General features: G+C 62.7%; 10 protein-coding genes and 1 riboswitch. Of the genes, 3 read left to right on the top strand and 7 right to left on the bottom strand.

Annotated features, from left to right (window positions below; all coding sequences use genetic code 11):
• Positions 1–130: 130 nt before the first annotated feature.
• On the bottom strand, positions 131–3,853 hold the full coding sequence (gene rpoC, locus H6B31_RS14425; protein ID WP_204899137.1) for a DNA-directed RNA polymerase subunit beta': 3,723 nt from the start codon (positions 3,851–3,853) through the stop codon (positions 131–133).
• A gap of 23 nt (positions 3,854–3,876) precedes the next feature.
• On the bottom strand, positions 3,877–7,752 hold the full coding sequence (gene rpoB, locus H6B31_RS14420; protein ID WP_204899136.1) for a DNA-directed RNA polymerase subunit beta: 3,876 nt from the start codon (positions 7,750–7,752) through the stop codon (positions 3,877–3,879).
• A 544-nt stretch (positions 7,753–8,296) separates the two neighbouring features.
• On the opposite strand from rpoB, the gene H6B31_RS14415 reads away from it, so the two are divergent.
• Both H6B31_RS14415 and H6B31_RS14410 read left to right on the top strand, forming a co-directional pair.
• A complete protein-coding gene (locus H6B31_RS14415; protein ID WP_204899135.1) occupies positions 8,297–9,715 on the top strand; it encodes a copper amine oxidase N-terminal domain-containing protein in 1,419 nt (472 codons plus the stop codon).
• A 238-nt stretch (positions 9,716–9,953) separates the two neighbouring features.
• A complete protein-coding gene (locus H6B31_RS14410; RefSeq protein WP_204899134.1) occupies positions 9,954–11,399 on the top strand; it encodes a copper amine oxidase N-terminal domain-containing protein in 1,446 nt (481 codons plus the stop codon).
• A gap of 56 nt (positions 11,400–11,455) precedes the next feature.
• On the opposite strand, the gene H6B31_RS14405 is transcribed toward H6B31_RS14410, so the two are convergent.
• Together H6B31_RS14405 and H6B31_RS14400 are read right to left on the bottom strand one after the other, a co-directional pair.
• On the bottom strand, positions 11,456–12,034 hold the full coding sequence (locus tag H6B31_RS14405; RefSeq protein ID WP_204899133.1) for an epoxyqueuosine reductase QueH: 579 nt from the start codon (positions 12,032–12,034) through the stop codon (positions 11,456–11,458).
• 11 nt (positions 12,035–12,045) lie between these two features.
• Positions 12,046–12,549, bottom strand: a complete 504-nt coding sequence (locus tag H6B31_RS14400) for an SLOG family protein (protein WP_191343442.1) — start codon at positions 12,547–12,549, stop codon at positions 12,046–12,048.
• A 159-nt stretch (positions 12,550–12,708) separates the two neighbouring features.
• A riboswitch (FMN riboswitch) is annotated at positions 12,709–12,847 on the top strand.
• A 113-nt stretch (positions 12,848–12,960) separates the two neighbouring features.
• Here H6B31_RS14400 and H6B31_RS14395 point away from each other — a divergent pair.
• Entirely contained in the window at positions 12,961–13,746 is a 786-nt protein-coding gene (locus tag H6B31_RS14395; RefSeq protein ID WP_243419070.1) for an ECF transporter S component, read from the top strand.
• Between the two features lie 25 nt (positions 13,747–13,771).
• On the opposite strand, the gene H6B31_RS14390 is transcribed toward H6B31_RS14395, so the two are convergent.
• From H6B31_RS14390 to H6B31_RS14380, 3 genes are all read right to left on the bottom strand, one after another.
• A complete protein-coding gene (locus tag H6B31_RS14390; protein ID WP_204899132.1) occupies positions 13,772–14,191 on the bottom strand; it encodes a YjdF family protein in 420 nt (139 codons plus the stop codon).
• A gap of 576 nt (positions 14,192–14,767) precedes the next feature.
• Positions 14,768–16,669 (bottom strand): M56 family metallopeptidase, encoded by a 1,902-nt coding sequence (locus tag H6B31_RS14385; protein WP_204899131.1) that lies wholly within the window; start codon positions 16,667–16,669, stop codon positions 14,768–14,770.
• 1 nt (position 16,670) lies between these two features.
• Positions 16,671–17,048: a BlaI/MecI/CopY family transcriptional regulator gene (locus H6B31_RS14380; RefSeq protein WP_204899130.1), complete on the bottom strand. Its 378-nt coding sequence runs from the start codon at positions 17,046–17,048 to the stop codon at positions 16,671–16,673.
• Positions 17,049–17,266: the final 218 nt, after the last annotated feature.

Raw genomic sequence — 17,266 nt, 5'->3', positions numbered from 1 at the left:
GTTCCATTTTTTCGCCCCCATATCTGTTTCTATTTTACCAGATATGGGGGCTTTGTGCTTGTTTTTTGACAGACTGAAAGCGGCCCGCGGAATATTCCGCGGGCCGCTTTTCAAATCTCAAGCAGGGGAATTACAGGACCGGGTCCTGGTGCTCCTCCTGAGCGTGATCGCTCTCCAGGGTGATGGCCCCCTCCTCAAAGAGGGAGTCCTCGCCGTCCTCCCCGTCGTCCAGGAGCAGGTCCAGGCCCAGGCTCTCCTCCTCGTCCTCGGCGGGCGCCTCCAGGGCGTCGGCCACGATGGAGCCGGACTTCTTGCCGGCCAAGTTGCCCTCGTCGTCGATGGCGTCGAACTTCCGGTACTGAGCCAGGCCGGAACCGGCGGGGATCAGCTTACCGATGATGACGTTCTCCTTCAGGCCGCGCAGGTGGTCCACCTTGCCGCGGATAGCCGCCTCGGTGAGCACCTTGGTGGTCTCCTGGAAGGAGGCCGCGGACATCCAGGAATCGGTGGCCAGAGAGGCCTTGGTGATACCCATGAGCAGGCGGGTGCAGGTGGGCTTGCGCAGCTCCTCGCCCTCGGCGTTCTTCTCGCCCGCGTCGATCCGCTTCTGGATCTCCGCCTCGGCGTCCAGGAACTCGATGAGGTCGATGGTGGAGCCGGACAGCAGCTCGGAGTCGCCGGCGTCCTCCACCCGGACCTTGCGCATCATCTGACGGATGATGACCTCGATGTGCTTGTCGTTGGTGTCAACGCCCTGCTGACGGTACACCTTCTGCACCTCGCGGATGAGGTAATTGTGGCACTCAGACAGCCCGCGGATGCGTAAGACCTCGTGGGGAGACAGGGCGCCCTCGGTGAGCTGCTCGCCCTTGACCACCACGTCGCCCTCCTTCACCCGGATGCCGGAGGCATAGGGCAGGGCGTAGGTCACCACCTCGCCGTCGTCGGCGGTGATGGTCACGTTGCACATGACGTTGCGCTTGGTCTCCTCGATGGACACCCGGCCGCCGATCTCGGCCAGCTGGGCCATCTTCTTGGGCTTGCGGGCCTCAAACAGCTCCTCCACTCGGGGCAGACCCTGGGTGATGTCGCCGCCGGCCACGCCGCCGGTGTGGAAGGTACGCATGGTCAGCTGGGTGCCCGGCTCGCCGATGGACTGGGCGGCGATGATACCCACCGCCTCGCCGGCGCCCACGGGCTCGCCGATAGCCAGGTTGATGCCGTAGCACTTGGCGCACACGCCGCTGCGGGCCCGGCAGGTGAGCACGGAGCGGATCTTCACCGCGTGGATGCCGTGCTTCTCCAGGGTCTCCGCGTCGTCCTTGCGGAGCATGGTGTCCTTGGTGAACAGGACCTCGCCGGTCTCCGGGTCCTTGATGTCGGCGGTGGGATAGCGGCCGTGGACACGCTCGGCGAAGGTCTCGATGACCTGGCCGTGCTCCTCGATCTCGCTGACCTCGATGCCGTCGTCGGTACCGCAGTCGTCCTCCCGGATGATGACCTCCTGGGACACGTCCACCAGACGGCGGGTCAGGTAACCCGAGTCGGCGGTACGCAGAGCGGTATCGGCCATGCCCTTCCGGGCGCCTCGGGAGGAGATGAAGTACTCCAGCACGGACAGGCCCTCACGGAAGTTGGACTTGATGGGGATTTCGATAGTGCGGCCGGAGGTGTCGGCCATCAGGCCGCGCATGCCGGCCAGCTGACGGATCTGGGCCATGGAGCCACGGGCGCCGGAGTCGGCCATCATGAAGATGGGGTTGTAGCGGTCCATGGACTCCTGCAGGGCGGTGGTCACCTTCTTGGTGGTGTCGTCCCAGGCCTCCACCGACAGGCGGTAGCGCTCGTCGTTGGTGATGAGGCCTCGGCGGTACTGCCGGTCGATCTTGACGATCTCCTTCTCGGTCTCGCCAATGAGCTCGTACTTCTTGTGGGGCACCGTCATATCGGCGATGGCTACCGTCAGAGAGCCGATGGTGGAATAGTGGTAGCCCAGGTCCTTGATGGCGTCCAGCATGCCGGCGGACACAGTGAAGCCGTGCTTGGAAATGCACCGGTCGATGATCTTGCCCAGCTGCTTCTTGCCCACCACGAAGTTGATCTCGGGCTCGAACATCTGCTCCGGGTCGGAGCGGTCCACAAAGCCCAGGTCCTGGGGGATGGCCTCGTTGTAGATGAGGCGGCCCACGGTGGTGCTCACCAGCTTGTATTTGGTCACGCCGTCCACCTCTTTGGACAGGCGGACCTTGATGGGGGAGTGGAGGGTGACCACCCCGGCGTCATAGGCCAGCATGGCCTCGTCCCGGTCGGCAAAGCAGTGGCCGCTGCCCTCCTCCTCCCGCTCGAAGGTGAGGTAGTAGGCGCCCAGAATCATATCCTGGGTGGGGATGGTGACCGGGCCGCCGTCCTGGGGCCGCAGCAGGTTGTTGGCGGACAGCATCAGGATGCGGGCCTCGGTCTGGGCCTCGGCGGACAGGGGCACGTGGACGGCCATCTGGTCGCCGTCGAAGTCGGCGTTAAAGGCGGTACACACCAGGGGGTGGAGCTTGATGGCCCGGCCCTCTACCAGCACCGGCTCGAAGGCCTGGATGCCCAGGCGGTGCAGAGTGGGGGCGCGGTTGAGCATCACGGGGTGCTCCTTGATGACGAACTCCAGGGCATCCCACACGGCGGGCTCGCCCTTCTCCACCATCTTCTTGGCGGCCTTGATGTTGTTGGCGGAGCCGTCGTCCACCAGCTTCTTCATGACGAAGGGGCGGAAGAGCTCAATGGCCATCTCCTTGGGCAGGCCGCACTGGTAGATTTTCAGGCTGGGGCCGACCACGATAACGGAACGGCCGGAGTAGTCCACGCGCTTGCCCAGCAGGTTCTGGCGGAAGCGGCCCTGCTTGCCCTTGAGCATGTCGGACAGAGACTTGAGGGCCCGGTTGTTGGCGCCGGTGACGGCCCGGCCCCGGCGGCCGTTGTCGATGAGGGCGTCCACCGCCTCCTGGAGCATGCGCTTCTCATTGCGGACGATGATGTCCGGGGCGTTGAGCTGGATGAGCCGCTTCAGGCGGTTGTTGCGGTTGATGACCCGGCGGTACAGGTCGTTCAGGTCGGAGGAGGCGTACCGGCCGCCGTCCAGGGGGACCATGGGCCGGATCTCCGGGGGGATGACGGGCAGCACGTCAATGATCATCCACTCGGGCTTGTTGCCGGAGAGGCGGAAGGCGTCCACCACCTCCAGGCGCTTGACGATACGGGCCTTCTTCTGGCCGGAGGCGTCCTTCAGCTCGGCGCGGAGCTGGGTGGAGAGCTGCTCCAGGTCGATCTGCTGCAGCAGCTTCTTCACAGCCTCGGCGCCCATGCCGGCGTCGAAGTCGTCCTCGTACTTCTCCCGCATATCCCGGTACTCCTTCTCGGACAGGATCTGGTTGCGGGACAGGGGGGTGTAGCCCGGGTCAATGACGATATAGCTGGCGAAGTAGAGCACCTTCTCCAGAATCCGGGGGCTGATGTCCAGCAGCAGGCCCATCCGGGAGGGGATGCCCTTGAAATACCAGATGTGGGAGACGGGGGCGGCCAGCTCGATGTGGCCCATGCGCTCCCGGCGGACCTTGGAGCGGGTGATCTCCACGCCGCAGCGGTCGCAGATCTTCCCCTTGTAGCGGATCTTCTTATACTTGCCGCAGTTACACTCCCAGTCCTTGGTGGGGCCAAAGATCCGCTCGCAGAACAGGCCGTCCTTCTCCGGCTTCAGAGTGCGGTAGTTGATGGTCTCCGGGCGCTTTACCTCGCCGTAGGACCAGGCGCGAATCTGTTCGGGGGAGGCGATCCCGATCTGAATGGCGTCAAACTCAGCATAACTCATGTGTTGTAATCTCCTCCCGTCAATTAGTTATAGTCCTCGTCGGAGTCGAAGCGGTCCTCGTCTCCGCTCTCGTCCAGGTCCATATCCATGGCCAGGTCGTCGTCGTCGCTGTCGCCCTTGAAGGTGAAGCCAGCGCCGGCCAGCTCGCTCTCCTTCTGGTCCTGGTAGGCGTAGTCGTCGTCCCGGTCATAGTAGTCGTCCCGGCTGCCGGGCTGATAGGTGTCCTCGTCCTCGTCCTTGAGCTCGATCTCGTTGCCCTCGGCGTCCAGCACCTTCATGTCCAGACACAGGGACTGGAGCTCCTTGATGAGCACCTTGAAGGACTCGGGCACGCCGGGCTTGGGCACGTTGTGGCCCTTGACGATGGCCTCGTAGGTCTTCACACGGCCGGTGACGTCGTCGGACTTCACCGTCAGGATCTCCTGCAGGGTATAGGCGGCGCCGTAGGCCTCCAGGGCCCACACCTCCATCTCACCGAAGCGCTGGCCGCCGAACTGGGCCTTGCCGCCCAGCGGCTGCTGGGTGACCAGGGAGTAGGGGCCGGTAGCGCGGGCGTGGATCTTGTCGTCCACCAGGTGGTGCAGCTTCAGGAAGTACACATAGCCCACGGTGACCGGGTTGTCAAAGCGCCGGCCGGTGCGGCCATCGTACAGCCAGTTCTTGCCGTCCACCAGGCGCAGCTGTCCGGCCTTCTGCCACTCCCGCACCTGGACCTTGTCCTCCATCTCCTCGGGGGTGAGGGGACGGATGCCGTTCTCAGCGGTCTCGTCGGGCAAATAGAGCTGCTTGCCGATGAGGGGCTCGTCATAGCCCACCTCCCGGGCCAGGCCGGCCATCTTCAGGCACTCCTGGATGTCCTCCTCGGTGGCGCCGTTGAAGATGGGGGTGGCCACCTTCCAGCCCAGGGTCTTGGCGGCGTAGCCCAGATGGACCTCCAGCACCTGACCGATGTTCATACGGGAGGGCACGCCCAGGGGGTTCAGCACGATGTCCAGGGGGGTGCCGTCGGGCAGGAAGGGCATATCCTCCTGGGGCAGGATGCGGGACACGACACCCTTGTTGCCGTGGCGGCCGGCCATCTTGTCGCCCACGGAGATCTTACGCTTCTGGGCAATATAGACGCGGACACACTGGTTGACGCCGGGGCCCAGCTCGTCGCCGTTCTCCCGGGTGAAGATTTTCACATCCACAATGGTGCCGCTCTCGCCGTGGGGCACCTTCAGGGAGGTGTCACGGACCTCACGGGCCTTCTCGCCGAAGATGGCCCGCAGCAGCTTCTCCTCCGCTGTGGCCTCGGCCTCGCCCTTGGGGGCCACCTTGCCCACCAGGTAGTCGCCGGCGTGGACCTCCGCGCCGATGCGGATGATGCCGTGCTCGTCCAGGTCCCGCAGGGCGTCCTCGCCCACGTTGGGGATGTCGCGGGTGATGGTCTCGGGACCCAGCTTGGTGTCCCGGGCCTCCAGCTCATACTCCTCGATGTGGATGGAGGTAAACACGTCCTCCCGCACCATGCGCTCGTTGAGCAGCACGGCGTCCTCGTAGTTGTAGCCCTCCCAGGTCATAAAGCCCATGAGGATGTTCCGGCCCAGAGCGATCTCGCCCCGGTCGGTGGAGGGGCCGTCGGCCAGCACGTCCTGATAGTCCACCCGCTGGCCCACGTTCACGATAGGGCGCTGGTTGATGCAGGTGCCGTGGTTGGAGCGCAGGTACTTGGTCAGGCGGTACTCCTTGGTGCTGCCGTTGTCATATTTTACGGTGATATACCGGGCGGACACCTTGGTGACGGTACCGGGACCCTCGGCCAGGATGGCCACCTCGGAGTCGATGCAGTTCTTGTGCTCCTGGCCGGTGGCCACGATGGGGGCCTCGGGGCGGAGCAGAGGCACGGCCTGACGCTGCATGTTGGCGCCCATCAGGGCGCGGTTGGCGTCGTCGTTCTGCAGGAAGGGGATCATGGCCGTGGCGATGGACACCATCATCTTGGGGGACACGTCCACGTAGTCCACCTGGCTGGCGGGCACGGAGATGATCTCGTTGCGGTGGCGGCAGGTGATGCGCTCGTTGACGAAGCGGTTGTTCTCGTCCACCGGCTCGGTGGCCTGGCAGATGGTGTACTCGTCCTCCACGTCGGCGGTCATATACTCGATCTCATCGGTGACCTGGCCGGTGGCCTTGTCCACCTTGCGGTAGGGGGTCTCGATGAAGCCGTAGCGGTTGATGCGGGCGTAAGAGGCCAGATAGGAGATCAGGCCGATGTTGGGACCTTCGGGGGTCTCGATGGGACACAGACGGCCGTAGTGGCTGTAGTGGACGTCTCGCACGTCGAAGGAGGCCCGGTCACGGCTCAGACCGCCGGGGCCCAGAGCGGACAGGCGGCGCTTGTGGGTCAGCTCGGCCAGGGGGTTGGTCTGGTCCATGAACTGGCTCAGGGGGGAGGAGCCGAAGAACTCCTTGATGGCGGCGGTGACAGGACGGATATTGATGAGGCTCTGGGGGGTGACCACGTCCAGGTCCTGGGTGGTCATGCGCTCCCGGATGACCCGCTCCATGCGGCTGAAGCCGATGCGGAACTGGTTCTGGATCAGCTCGCCCACGCAGCGCAGGCGGCGGTTGCCCAGGTGGTCGATGTCGTCGGGGGTGCCCACCCCGTGGGCCAGGCAGTTCAGGTAGTTGATGGAGGCCATGATGTCCTCGGCGGTGATGTGCTTGGGAATCAGGTTGTCCAGATTCTCCTTCACCAGGTCCTGGAAGTCCTCGTCGGACAGGCCCTCGGCCTCCCGGCGGTCCAGCAGCTGGCACAGCACCGGGAAGGAGACCATCTCCGTGACGCCGCAAACCTCGGGATCGAAGTCCACAAAGTTCTTCATGTCCACCATGTTGTTGGCGAACACCTTCACCTGCTTGCCGTCCACATCCAGAACGGCCTCGTTCACGCCGGCGTTGTCCAGCTCCTTGGCGCGCTCCCGGGTGAGAGTCTCCCCGGCCTCGGCAATGATCTCGCCGGTGCGGGGATCGGCCACGGGCAGGGCCAGGGTACGGCCGGACAGGCGGGTCCACAGGGCCATCTTCTTGTTGAACTTATAGCGGCCCACGGCGGACAGGTCATACCGGCGGGGGTCGTAGAAGGTGGCGTTCAGAAGGGTCTCGGCGGAGTCCAGCGTGGGGGGCTCGCCGGGGCGGAGCTTCCGATAGATCTCCAGCATGGCCTCCTCATAGGTCTTGCAGGGGTCCTTCTCCATGGTGGCCAGGATGCGCTCGTCCTCGCCGAACATCTCGATGATCTCCGCGTCGGTCTTGGGACCCACGGCGCGGATCAGACAGGTGATGGGCAGCTTGCGGTTCTTGTCGATGCGCACATAGAACACGTTGGACAGGTCGGTCTCATACTCCAGCCAGGCGCCCCGGTAGGGGATGACGGTGGTGCCGTAGGTGTGGTTGTCCGCCTTGTCCGCCGTGTCGGTGAAGTACATGCCGGGGGAGCGGGTGATCTGGGAGACGATGACGCGCTCGGCGCCGTTGATGACAAAGGTGCCGGAGTTGGTCATAATGGGGAAGTCGCCCATGAAGATCTCCTGCTCCTTGATCTCCTCAGTCTCCTTGTTGCGCAGGCGGACCTTCACCTTGATGGGGGCGGCGTAGGTGGCGTCCCGGGCCTTGCACTCCTCCACGTCGTACTTGGGCTTCTCGTCCATGGAGTAGTCGATGAAGCTCAGCTCCAGGTTGCCGGCGTAGTCGGTGATGGCCTCTACATCCCGGAACACCTCCCGCAATCCGGTGTCCAGGAACCACTGGTAGGAGTTCTTCTGGACCTCCAGCAGGTTGGGCATGTCCAGGATCTCCTGGTACCGGGCAAAGCTCTTGCGCTTTGTCTTGCCATACATTACGTCCTTTACGACCATGCTAAAAAATCAACTCGCTTTCTTCTGCACTGAACGGGTGGATCTCCAGTTTTTCCGGTCCGTTCGCCGGGAAAACTGCCCTTCGCTTTGTATAAAACCTACAATTCCGGGGGGAGGGCCGCTTTCCGAACGCCCGGACGCGTTGATAAATTCCCCTGCATGTGCCTTGCCTTTTCCCGAAACCTGTGTTACACTGGCTCCAGTTTAAAAGGGGAAGTGGCCCTTTCACGCAGGGACATAAAAGCATTTTATTGTACCATGCCTGGCAATTTTTTGTCAAGCCCTCTCCCCTATTTTTCAGAATATTTTTTGTAACTGCCCGCGGTCCTTCCCCTGGACTGCGGTTTTTTCCTGTCCTGGAGCTCCGGCGGCCCGCATCCCCCATCTTTTTTGTCGCTCCCGAACAAAAAAGCAGGTCTGTCTCTTGACTTTTCTGTCACTGTGCGCTACAATAAACCTATAAATAGCGATATTCGATATTTTGGCCGGCGGCCTCCCTGCGCTCGCCCGCCGAGCCCCAACTTCAAAAGGAGGATGTACCGCTATGAAAAAGATCTTACGCCCCATTCTGTGCGGCGGCGTGCTGGCCGCCCTGCTGTGCACCCCGTCCCTGGCGGCGGAGCAGGGGGATTTCTCCCTGCTGGTGAACGGAGAGCCGGTGACTTTCACCGACGCCGCCCCGGTGCTGAAGGACGGCCGCTCCTTCCTGCCCATGGCGGCCACCTTTGAGGCCCTGGGTTTCCCCGCGGAGGACATGACCTGGGACAGCGCCACCCAAACTGCCTCCGCCTCTAAGGATGGAACCACCATCTCCCTGACCATTGGCAAAAACGCAATTCAAGTAACGCAGGCCGGTGCGGAGGCTGGAGTCTCTATCGAAACAGACGCGGCCCCTTATATTGACGCCGCCACCAGCCGTACCTACATCCCTGTGGGCCTGGTGGCCGACGCCCTGGGCTACCGGGTGGCCTGGGACGGGGAGACCTCCACCGTCATCATCGACGATGTGGACGCCATCCTGGCGGAGAATACCGAGACCTATGAGCGCATGGACCAGTACCTGGACTACGCCCGGAAGTATTCCCAGGGCAACTATCAGGTGGAGGGCTCTTATCTGCTCACCATGCCCTCTGAGGGGACCACCACCTCAGCAGATGGTTCCGAGGAATACACGACAGAGATCATCAACACAGTGGGCGGCGGCTACAGCATGGTCACCAACCAGACCGCCATGCAGTTCGCCATGGACATGAGCATCGGCGGCACTATCATGGGCGCCCCCATCGCCCCCACCGACATGAACCTGGACATGCGGGCCGATCTGGACACCGGCATGCTCTATCTGTATTTCCAGTCCGAGGACCTGGAACAGCTGATGAACAACAACGTCCAGGTCAATGGGGAGTCCGTGGAGTTCCAGATCCCCGACCAGTGGTACAGCCTGGACATGAAGGCGGTATACGACGAGGCCTACGGCCCCGGCTTCTATGAGGAGCTGATCGCCCTGAGCACCGCCAGCCAGGAGGCTGCCTTCGCCCAGACTCTGGAGGAGCTTTTGAAGAGCGACACCCTGACCCTCACCAGCACCGCCACCACCTCCGACTACCTGGAGGCCCTTAACCAGCTGCTGGGTGACAGCCACTTCCAGAAGTCCGGCTCCACCTACACCAGCACCCTGGAGCAGGACGGCGTCACCATCCTCTTCCATTTGTACACCAGCGGCGGCCAGGTGAACGGCTATGGCATGGAGATGACCGCCTCGGAAACCACCGGCATGGAAATGACCATGACCATGGAGATGAAGGGTGACGACATGAGCCTTCTCATGGAAATGGCCGGTATGACCTTGGAGATGGACGGCACCTATCGTCCCTCCAGCACCGCCCCCGAAACCGAGCCCCCCGCCGGCGCCACCGTTGTGGACCTGTGGGAACTGCTCACCACTCCCGTCAGCGAACTCTGAGCCCTTCGCTCTACAGCCGATTATGTTTTACAGAGAGGGTCCCGCCAGACGGCGGGGCCCCTTTTTACACAAAGCACAAAATGAACTTGAACCTCCCGCCTTTTTCTTGCATTTTTCCGAAAAAGGGAATATGATGATTTTATCAAAACCGAGTCTCTCAGGGGGTCTGGGAGCAATCCAGACCGAGCCGGGCCCGGCTGACCGCGCCATCCAGCTAATTTGATAAGGAGGAATCCACATGAAGCAATTTCTGCGCCCCATTCTGTGCGGCGGCGTACTGGCCGCCCTGCTGTGCACCCCGTCCCTGGCCGCCGACGAGGGGGACTTCTCCCTGTTGGTCAACGGGGAGCCGGTCACCTTTTCCGACGCGGCCCCGGTGCTGAAGGACGGCCGCTCCTTCCTGCCCATGGCGGCCACCTTTGAGGCCCTGGGCTTCCCCGCCGACCAGATCAACTGGTTTGCGCCGGACCGGACGGTGACCGCCGTCAAGCCCGACGTGACCTATATCAATTTCCAGGGGGAGCAGGCACAGGGGGATCTGACCGTCCAGATGGCCATCGGCTCCAATACCATCTCGGTCCAGTACGAGGGGAACACCACCGCCGGTCCCCACGGAGACCTGGTCCAGGTAGTGGAGGACTACACCACTGACACGGCCCCCTACATTGACGCCGCCACCAGCCGCACCTACATCCCCGTGGGCCTGGTGGCCGACGCCCTGGGCTACCGGGTGGCCTGGGACGGGGAGACCTCCACCGTCATTATCGACGACGTGGAGGCCATTCTGGCGGAAAACACCGAGACCTATGAGCTCATGGACCAGTATACGGACTACGCCGACCAGTACAGCCAGGGCACCTACCGGGTAGATGGCTCTCTGACCCTGGCCATGTCGGATACTTTTGACACTGTGGATGTGAGCGGGGACTACAACATGATCACCAGCCAAACCGCTCTCCAGTTTGACGCCGACCTGGCCATCAACGCGGATATGAGCGACCTGACATTCGCTCTGCCCAATCTGGACCTGGCTTTGCGCTGTGATGTGGAAACCGGCACCTTCTACTTCCAGTCCCAGGCTATCTCCGCCTCGGACACTTGGTACAGCCTGAACATGAAGGAGCTGTATGACTCCATATACGGCCCCGGCTTTTACGAGGAGCTCATCGCTCTGGACACCGCCAGCGCCGCCGAGGACATGACCTTTGCCCAGGCCCTGGAGGAAATTCTGAAAAGCGACGCTCTCCCCCTCACCAGCGAATTCACCACCAAGGACTACCTGGACCTCTTTAACGGCATCCTGGCCGACAGCTCCTTTGAGCGCTCCGGCTCCACCTACACCAGCACCCCCATCGATCTGAGCGAGGACGGCTCCAGCATCCTGGTCTCCTTCCAGCTCTACACCAGCGGCGGACAGGTAAACGGCTACGGCCTGGAGATGACTATCGCCGACTCCGAGGAAACCGCCCTGACCATGACCGCAGAGATGCGGGGCAGCAAAATGGAGATGCTCATGGACTTCCAGATGCCCGGGGAGCTCTCCATGACCATGGAGATGGACGGCGCCTATCAGCCCACCAGCGCCGCCCCCGCCACCCAGCCCCCCGCCGGGGCAGAGGTGGTGGACCTGACCGACACCCTCACCGGAGATATAGAGCTCGCGCCAGAATCCGAGGCCGCCTGACGGCCCTCTGAAGCAAAAGAATTTGGGCCCCGCCGTTTTGGCGGGGCCCTTGCTGTTTATGGTGCGGTTGATTGGGCGGCAGCCTGTCTGGCTTTCTTCTTCCGCTTGGCGGCCATGTACCGGTCCTCCTCGCTGAAGATGCAGCCGCAGTATTTCTGCATGTAAAACCCGTGCTCCCGGGCGAACTCCTGCCCGGCCTGGAACAGGGGACGGAAGTCCCGGTACAGAAACTCCACCCCGTATTTCTCCCCCATGGCCTGGGCTGTGGCCCGGATGGCCTCGTGGTTCTGGTAGGGGGAGATGAGCAGGGAGGTGGTAAAGGAGTCGTACCCGTTTTCTGCGGCATACCGGGCGGTCTCCTCCATCCGCACCCGGTAGCAGTAGGCACACCGGCCGTCGATGTTGTCCGCCACATTGGTAATGAAGGTGCGCAGGTCATAGGAGCCGCCGATGATGAGCTTCATCCCGATCTCCTTGGAGTACTCCTCCAGGGTGTGCTTCCGGGCCTGATACTCGGTATAGGGGTGGATGTTGGGGTTGAACCAGAACCCGGCGACGGAGAGCCCCTCCGACCGCAGCAGGTCGATGGGCCGGTTGGCGCAGGGGGCGCAGCAGATGTGCATTAAAGTATTCATAGGCAAGTGTTTCACTCCAGCTCTAATATGGTGACATGGAGCCCTTTCCGCAGGGCGTAGGCCAGGGTCTGGGCGGTCCCGCCCTTGGGCTCGCCGTCGTAGACGGCCAGCAGCCGGGCGGACCGGTCCACCATGTACCGGTTCCGGCGCATCATGCAGAAGCGGTCGTACCGGTGCTGAACCAGCGTCTCATAGTCGCACCGGTCCAGAATGGACTGGTACCGCGCCCGCTCCTCCTCCGGCCAGCGGTCGGCCTGGCTCTCGCAGGGGCGGGCGCACTCCAGGAGCACATCGGGGCGGCGCTCCTTCAGCGCCAGCACCGCCTCGGCAAAGTACAGGTCGGCCCCCCGGGCCATGCCGGAGATGAAGTGCCGGACCCCGGCGGCGTACTCCTCCTCCAGGGCGGCGGCAATCCGCCCCTTCAGGGCCACGCAGCGGGGGTCCTCCTCCCGGGTGCCCCAGGGCAGCTTGCTGGGCCGGTGCCCGGTAAAACAGCAGGTGTCCTTCTCCCCCACGCCGGAGCCCTCCTCTCCCATCAAGTACCGCCATTGTAGCCCAAAACGCCGGAGAAGTCAACAAAAATCGAAAGTTTGTTCTATTCCTGTCCCCGTCTTGAAAATAGGGGGTTGCATTTTCCCGGAAAATGCGTATAATGAGACATGGACAACTGAACGAACAGTCTTCAGGGCGGGGTGAAATTCCCCACTGGCGGTACAGTCCGCGACCGGACGCAGTTTCAACATTGATATTGCGTCCGCTGACTCGGTGAAACTCCGGGACCAACGGTTACAGTCCGGATGGAAGAAGATGTGTGTCAAAACAATAGCCGTGCGCCTTGGCGCGCGGAAAGCGCACCTCCTTTGTTGTTTTTGCACCTGGAAGACTTAAGCTTTCAGGGGTACCAAAAACAAAAAGGAGTGTTTTTTATGCCATCCATGACCAACCCCACCCTGCGCGACAAGCGGGAGGGAGGCATCCAGGCCTCGGTTCCCTCCTCCCCCACCTTAGAGCCCGTGACCTCTGGCGCCCCCGCATCTCTGACCCATCCGGCCGCCCGGAGCCGGATGGATACCCGTACCATGGTGTCCATCGCTATGCTCACCGGCATCGCCTACATCGTGATGCTCCTGTCCAAAAACATGCCCAGCGTATACGGCTTTCTGGACTTTGACTTCAAGGACGTGATCATCTGCATCGGCGGCTTCACCTTCGGTCCCTTCGCCGCCGCCATTATTTCCATTCTGGTGGCCTTCATTGAGATGATCACCATCAGCACCACCGGCCCCTGGGGCTTCCTGATGAATGTTTTGGCCACCTGCTCCTTCTCCTGCACCGCCTGCTTCATCTATAAGAAGATGCACTCCAAGAAGGGGGCCGTGATCGGTCTGGCCTGCGGCGTGGTGTGTCTGGTTATCGTGATGCTTCTGTGGAACTACCTGGTCACCCCCATCTATCAGGGGATGCCCCGTCAGGCTATTGCCGACCTGCTGCTGCCGGTGTTTCTCCCCTTCAACCTGGCCAAGGGCGGCATGAACATGGCCGCCACCCTGCTGCTCTATCCCCCGGTGGTGGGCGCTCTGCGCCGCTCCGGCGTGGTGCCCCCCTCTCAGAGCAGCCAGGGAAAGAAGTTCAGCGCCGGCTTCGCGCTGTTCGCTCTGGCCCTGCTGGCCACCTTCGTGCTGTTTGCCCTGGTGCTGGCCGGAGTCATTTAATCTGAGCCTATCAAAACGGCGCGGTCTAGTGACCGCGCCGTTTTTCGCGCTTTTTCTGCTGTCGGAGCCGGAATTGTTCCTCCTGTTCCGCCCGTCTCTGGGCGGAGCGCCGGGCGCGGCGCTCCAGGCCCTCCGCCTCCCGCTGTCGTGCGAGGGCCTCCTGGGCCTTGGTGGATGCTCCGGCGGTCCGGGCCGCCTTCGCCGCCTCCCGCTGGAGCCGCTTGGGGTTGGCGGGAACGGCTCTGGGCCGCTCCCCCGCCTCCGCGGCGGTGAAGGGCAGGCGGTGCCAGGATGAGAGCACCCACTGGTACACCTGGGCGTCCGAGGGCTCCGCCCCGAACACCACCCGGGCGGCCTGATAGCCCTCCTCCGTCCACCGCTCCCCGATCCCCACCCAAAAAGGGGGCTGGAACAGCACCGTAAAACGGCATTCATTCCGATCCATATTCAGTTTCCTCCCATATCCAAAGATATGGAGAATGGACGACCCGGGAGGGAGGGTTACTGACGGGAGCGCGGCCCGCGGGCGGACTACCAACCGCCCTGTGTTTTTATCTCCAAGAAAATTGTACTTGGTTTATATGGGACTGTCAAGAAATGAGGATATTCGCAGGAGATTTCGCCGCCTGCGGGCGGCGAGTGACTTTGCCTGCGGCGGCAAAGTCACCAAAACGCCGCTGGAGACGGCTCCGATGGGCACTAGCGTGCCCATAGTCGCCTACCCTACCCCCTCTGTCGCTCCGCGACATCTCCCCCTGACAGGGGGAGATGTCGAGCGCAGCGAGACAGAGGGGATAGGGATTTGCCCCTCCCGAGTTCCAAGATACGGCGGGCCGGCCAGTGTCCGGCCCCTACGAAAGGAAGAGACCGCTTCCTGATTCGCCGTAGGGGCGGGGCCATGTGGCCGCCCGTAAGCCTTCCCCCCTGGGGGGAAGGTGCCCCAGTGCGCACACTGGGGCGGATGAGGGGGCAGGTCACCACCCGCCCTTTTGTAGGGGCGGCACACTGGGCCGCCCGCCCTTTACGCCGTCCCGCTCCCGCTGGGCTCCAGGGGCTGGGCGCCGGACTCCCCGTAGAACTCCGGGTCATATTCCGGCATATCCTCCGCCCCGTTCTCCCCGTAAAAATCAGGGTCATACTCGGGCATGTTCTCTGGGTTGGAAGGCGTCTCCTCCTCCGGGTCGTTGGGGAGGGTTACAGTGTTCTCGGCCTCCGGCCAGACCCCTTCAATGGCGGTCACTGCCCCGTCCACCAGCGTGAGGCGGTATAGGTCGGGATAGTTCCCGCTGGACAGGCCAACAGTGTAGGCCCTCAGCCCCTCCTGAATGGTACACCCCTCCGCCAAAGGCAGCATATACACGGTGTGGTCGCTGTCCTGTCCCAGGTCATTACACGGGTCCACCCAGCAGGATTCTTCATCCCAAGAGACAGTATTGATCCCCCCTACCCCGCCTGCGGCGTACACCTCTCCGCAGTAGCCGGTGAAGTCCAGTCCGGCGGCCGTCAGGTCCAGCTGGGAGAAGACATTCAGCTGCACGCGGACCACCTCCCCCCGCCCGTTCAGTTCCACGGTCCCGACTAGACCATCCTGGGCCATATCCTGCGTATACCGCAAAGTCTCCGGGTTGAGCGGATACGCCTCTCCCTCGTAGGTATGGAGCAGCTGGGCGTCCTCCGCTAGAGGGGCGGTCCGCTCCATATCTTCTCCCATACTGTCTACCAGCAGTGTATAGGTCACGGTGCGCTCCTCCAGATCCATCGCATCCACCCACGCCGTCCAGGTCTGGGGCTGTGTCTCTGCCTGACAGGCCACCAGAGAGCCAGACAGCACAATAGCCGCCGCAGCCAGGGCCAGCAGGGCCCGGCCCTTCCGTTTTGGAGCAGTATCCATCATGGCCCGAAACCGGGCGAACACCTCTTTCTTGCTGCCTGAAAACCCGGTGGTGAGACCGGAAAAGCCCCGGTCCCGCCCGGTCATCTGGTCCAGGATGGCCCGGCCGTAGGCCCGGCGGGCCTCCTCCCCCTGGCCGTTCAGCAGGTCATAGTCACAGTACAGCTCCATGTCCCGCCGGGCCGTGCGCACCATCAGCCACACCAGGGGGTTGAACCAGTGGACACACCGGGCCAGGGTCATCAGGAGCATGTACCAGGTATCCCTGTGCTTCAAATGGGTCAGCTCATGGGCCAGGGCGGCCTCCAGGCTCCCCGCCGGGACGTCCGCCGGGAGCAGGATCACCGGGCGGCGAAAGCCCATCAGCATGGGAGTGTGAATGCGGGGACAGCGGTACAGCTCCGCCTCCCGGTCACAGCCGGTCCGCCGGCGGGCCGCCTCCAGGGCCGCCTGGTCCTCCTCCCCCGCCGGGCTGCTCACCCGGAGCAATTGCCTTCGGCTCCAGAAGTACCGGACCAGCACGAAACCCACGCCGAGGACCGACACCGCCTGATAGGCCCCATAGGCCACCCCCGTCCAGTGGACGGTGTAGGTGGTCTCGTCCCCCACGGTCACCTTGCGGACATAGTCGTTGTCCTCAATGACCACCGTCTGCCCCGCCTCGTTTTCATAGCGGACAGAATGGCGGAGCCTCTCCCCATCTTGATTTTCCGTCTCGGCTCCTCTGCCGCCGTTTCCGGTCTTTTGAATCTCTTCCCAGTCCCGGTTCCGGGCATTCTCCCGGTCATAGGCGTTTTCCGATACCGCCTGAGGAATCGACAGCTGAACCAGCCCACTCCAATCCTCCGGCTTTGGGAGCATGGTATGGAACGGCTGGAACAAAATCAGCACCGCCGCCAGCACTCCCCAGGCACAGTACCGCCAACGGGGCGTGAAACGCTTGGACAGCAGGGGACCCGCGGCCAAAAACAGGAGAATGCACACGCTCCCTCCCAGGGTGACGGACATCAGCGCGCTTAAATTGTCCAGCATCTCACTTCTCCCCCTTCCCTAAAATCCGCTCCAGGGCGGCCACGTCCTCCTCGGTCAGATTTGCGTCCGGGTACAGGGAGACCACCAGGCTGGACAGGGAGCCCCCGTGCAGGCGCTCCAGGAAGGAGCGGCTCTCGCTGGAGAGGTAGTCGGCCTCCTTCACCAGGGGGGTGTAGGCGTTGGCCCGCCCCTCCTTGGTCCCTGCCACAAACCCTCGCTCCTCCAGGCGGGAGAGGAGCTTCAGAAGCGTGGGGGCCTTCCAGCTCTTGTCCAGCTTTTGGGCGATGTCCCCGGTGTGGGCGGGGTAGTCCTCCAGGGCCCACAGGGCCTTCATCACCTCCAGCTCCGCGTCGGGGAGGCGGGGATAGGTCGGTTTCATATTGCGTCCCTCCTTGATCTTATTTAGACAGTTGTCTTTTTCTTTATTTTACAGTTGTCTAAATAAAATGTCAAGAGGTGATCTGTTCTATTGTATGGGGAGGTTTTCGCCGCCTGCGGGCGGCGAGGTACTTTCCCAACGTGCCGATTTACAATGCAAGTGCAACAGTAAATAAAAAGAGTGACTCAAAGAGGAAAAGCCAGTAAAATGGTAGTTGC

Origin of the sequence: Pseudoflavonifractor capillosus (genome assembly GCF_016899775.1) — a bacterium.
Lineage (GTDB): Bacteria > Bacillota > Clostridia > Oscillospirales > Oscillospiraceae > Lawsonibacter.
The sequence above is the reverse complement of the archived record's forward strand: the minus strand, read 5'-3'. Positions and strand labels throughout refer to the sequence as shown.

Excerpts from the sequence above, each read along its gene's own strand:
- rpoC (WP_204899137.1), bottom strand. The coding sequence starts at position 3,853 with ATGAGTTATGCTGAGTTTGACGCCATTCAGATCGGGATCGCCTCCCCC.
- rpoB (WP_204899136.1), bottom strand. The coding sequence starts at position 7,752 with ATGGTCGTAAAGGACGTAATGTATGGCAAGACAAAGCGCAAGAGCTTT.
- H6B31_RS14415 (WP_204899135.1), top strand. The coding sequence starts at position 8,297 with ATGAAAAAGATCTTACGCCCCATTCTGTGCGGCGGCGTGCTGGCCGCC.
- H6B31_RS14410 (WP_204899134.1), top strand. The coding sequence starts at position 9,954 with ATGAAGCAATTTCTGCGCCCCATTCTGTGCGGCGGCGTACTGGCCGCC.
- H6B31_RS14405 (WP_204899133.1), bottom strand. The coding sequence starts at position 12,034 with ATGAATACTTTAATGCACATCTGCTGCGCCCCCTGCGCCAACCGGCCC.
- H6B31_RS14395 (WP_243419070.1), top strand. The coding sequence starts at position 12,961 with ATGCCATCCATGACCAACCCCACCCTGCGCGACAAGCGGGAGGGAGGC.
- H6B31_RS14390 (WP_204899132.1), bottom strand. The coding sequence starts at position 14,191 with ATGGATCGGAATGAATGCCGTTTTACGGTGCTGTTCCAGCCCCCTTTT.
- H6B31_RS14385 (WP_204899131.1), bottom strand. The coding sequence starts at position 16,669 with ATGCTGGACAATTTAAGCGCGCTGATGTCCGTCACCCTGGGAGGGAGC.
- H6B31_RS14380 (WP_204899130.1), bottom strand. The coding sequence starts at position 17,048 with ATGAAACCGACCTATCCCCGCCTCCCCGACGCGGAGCTGGAGGTGATG.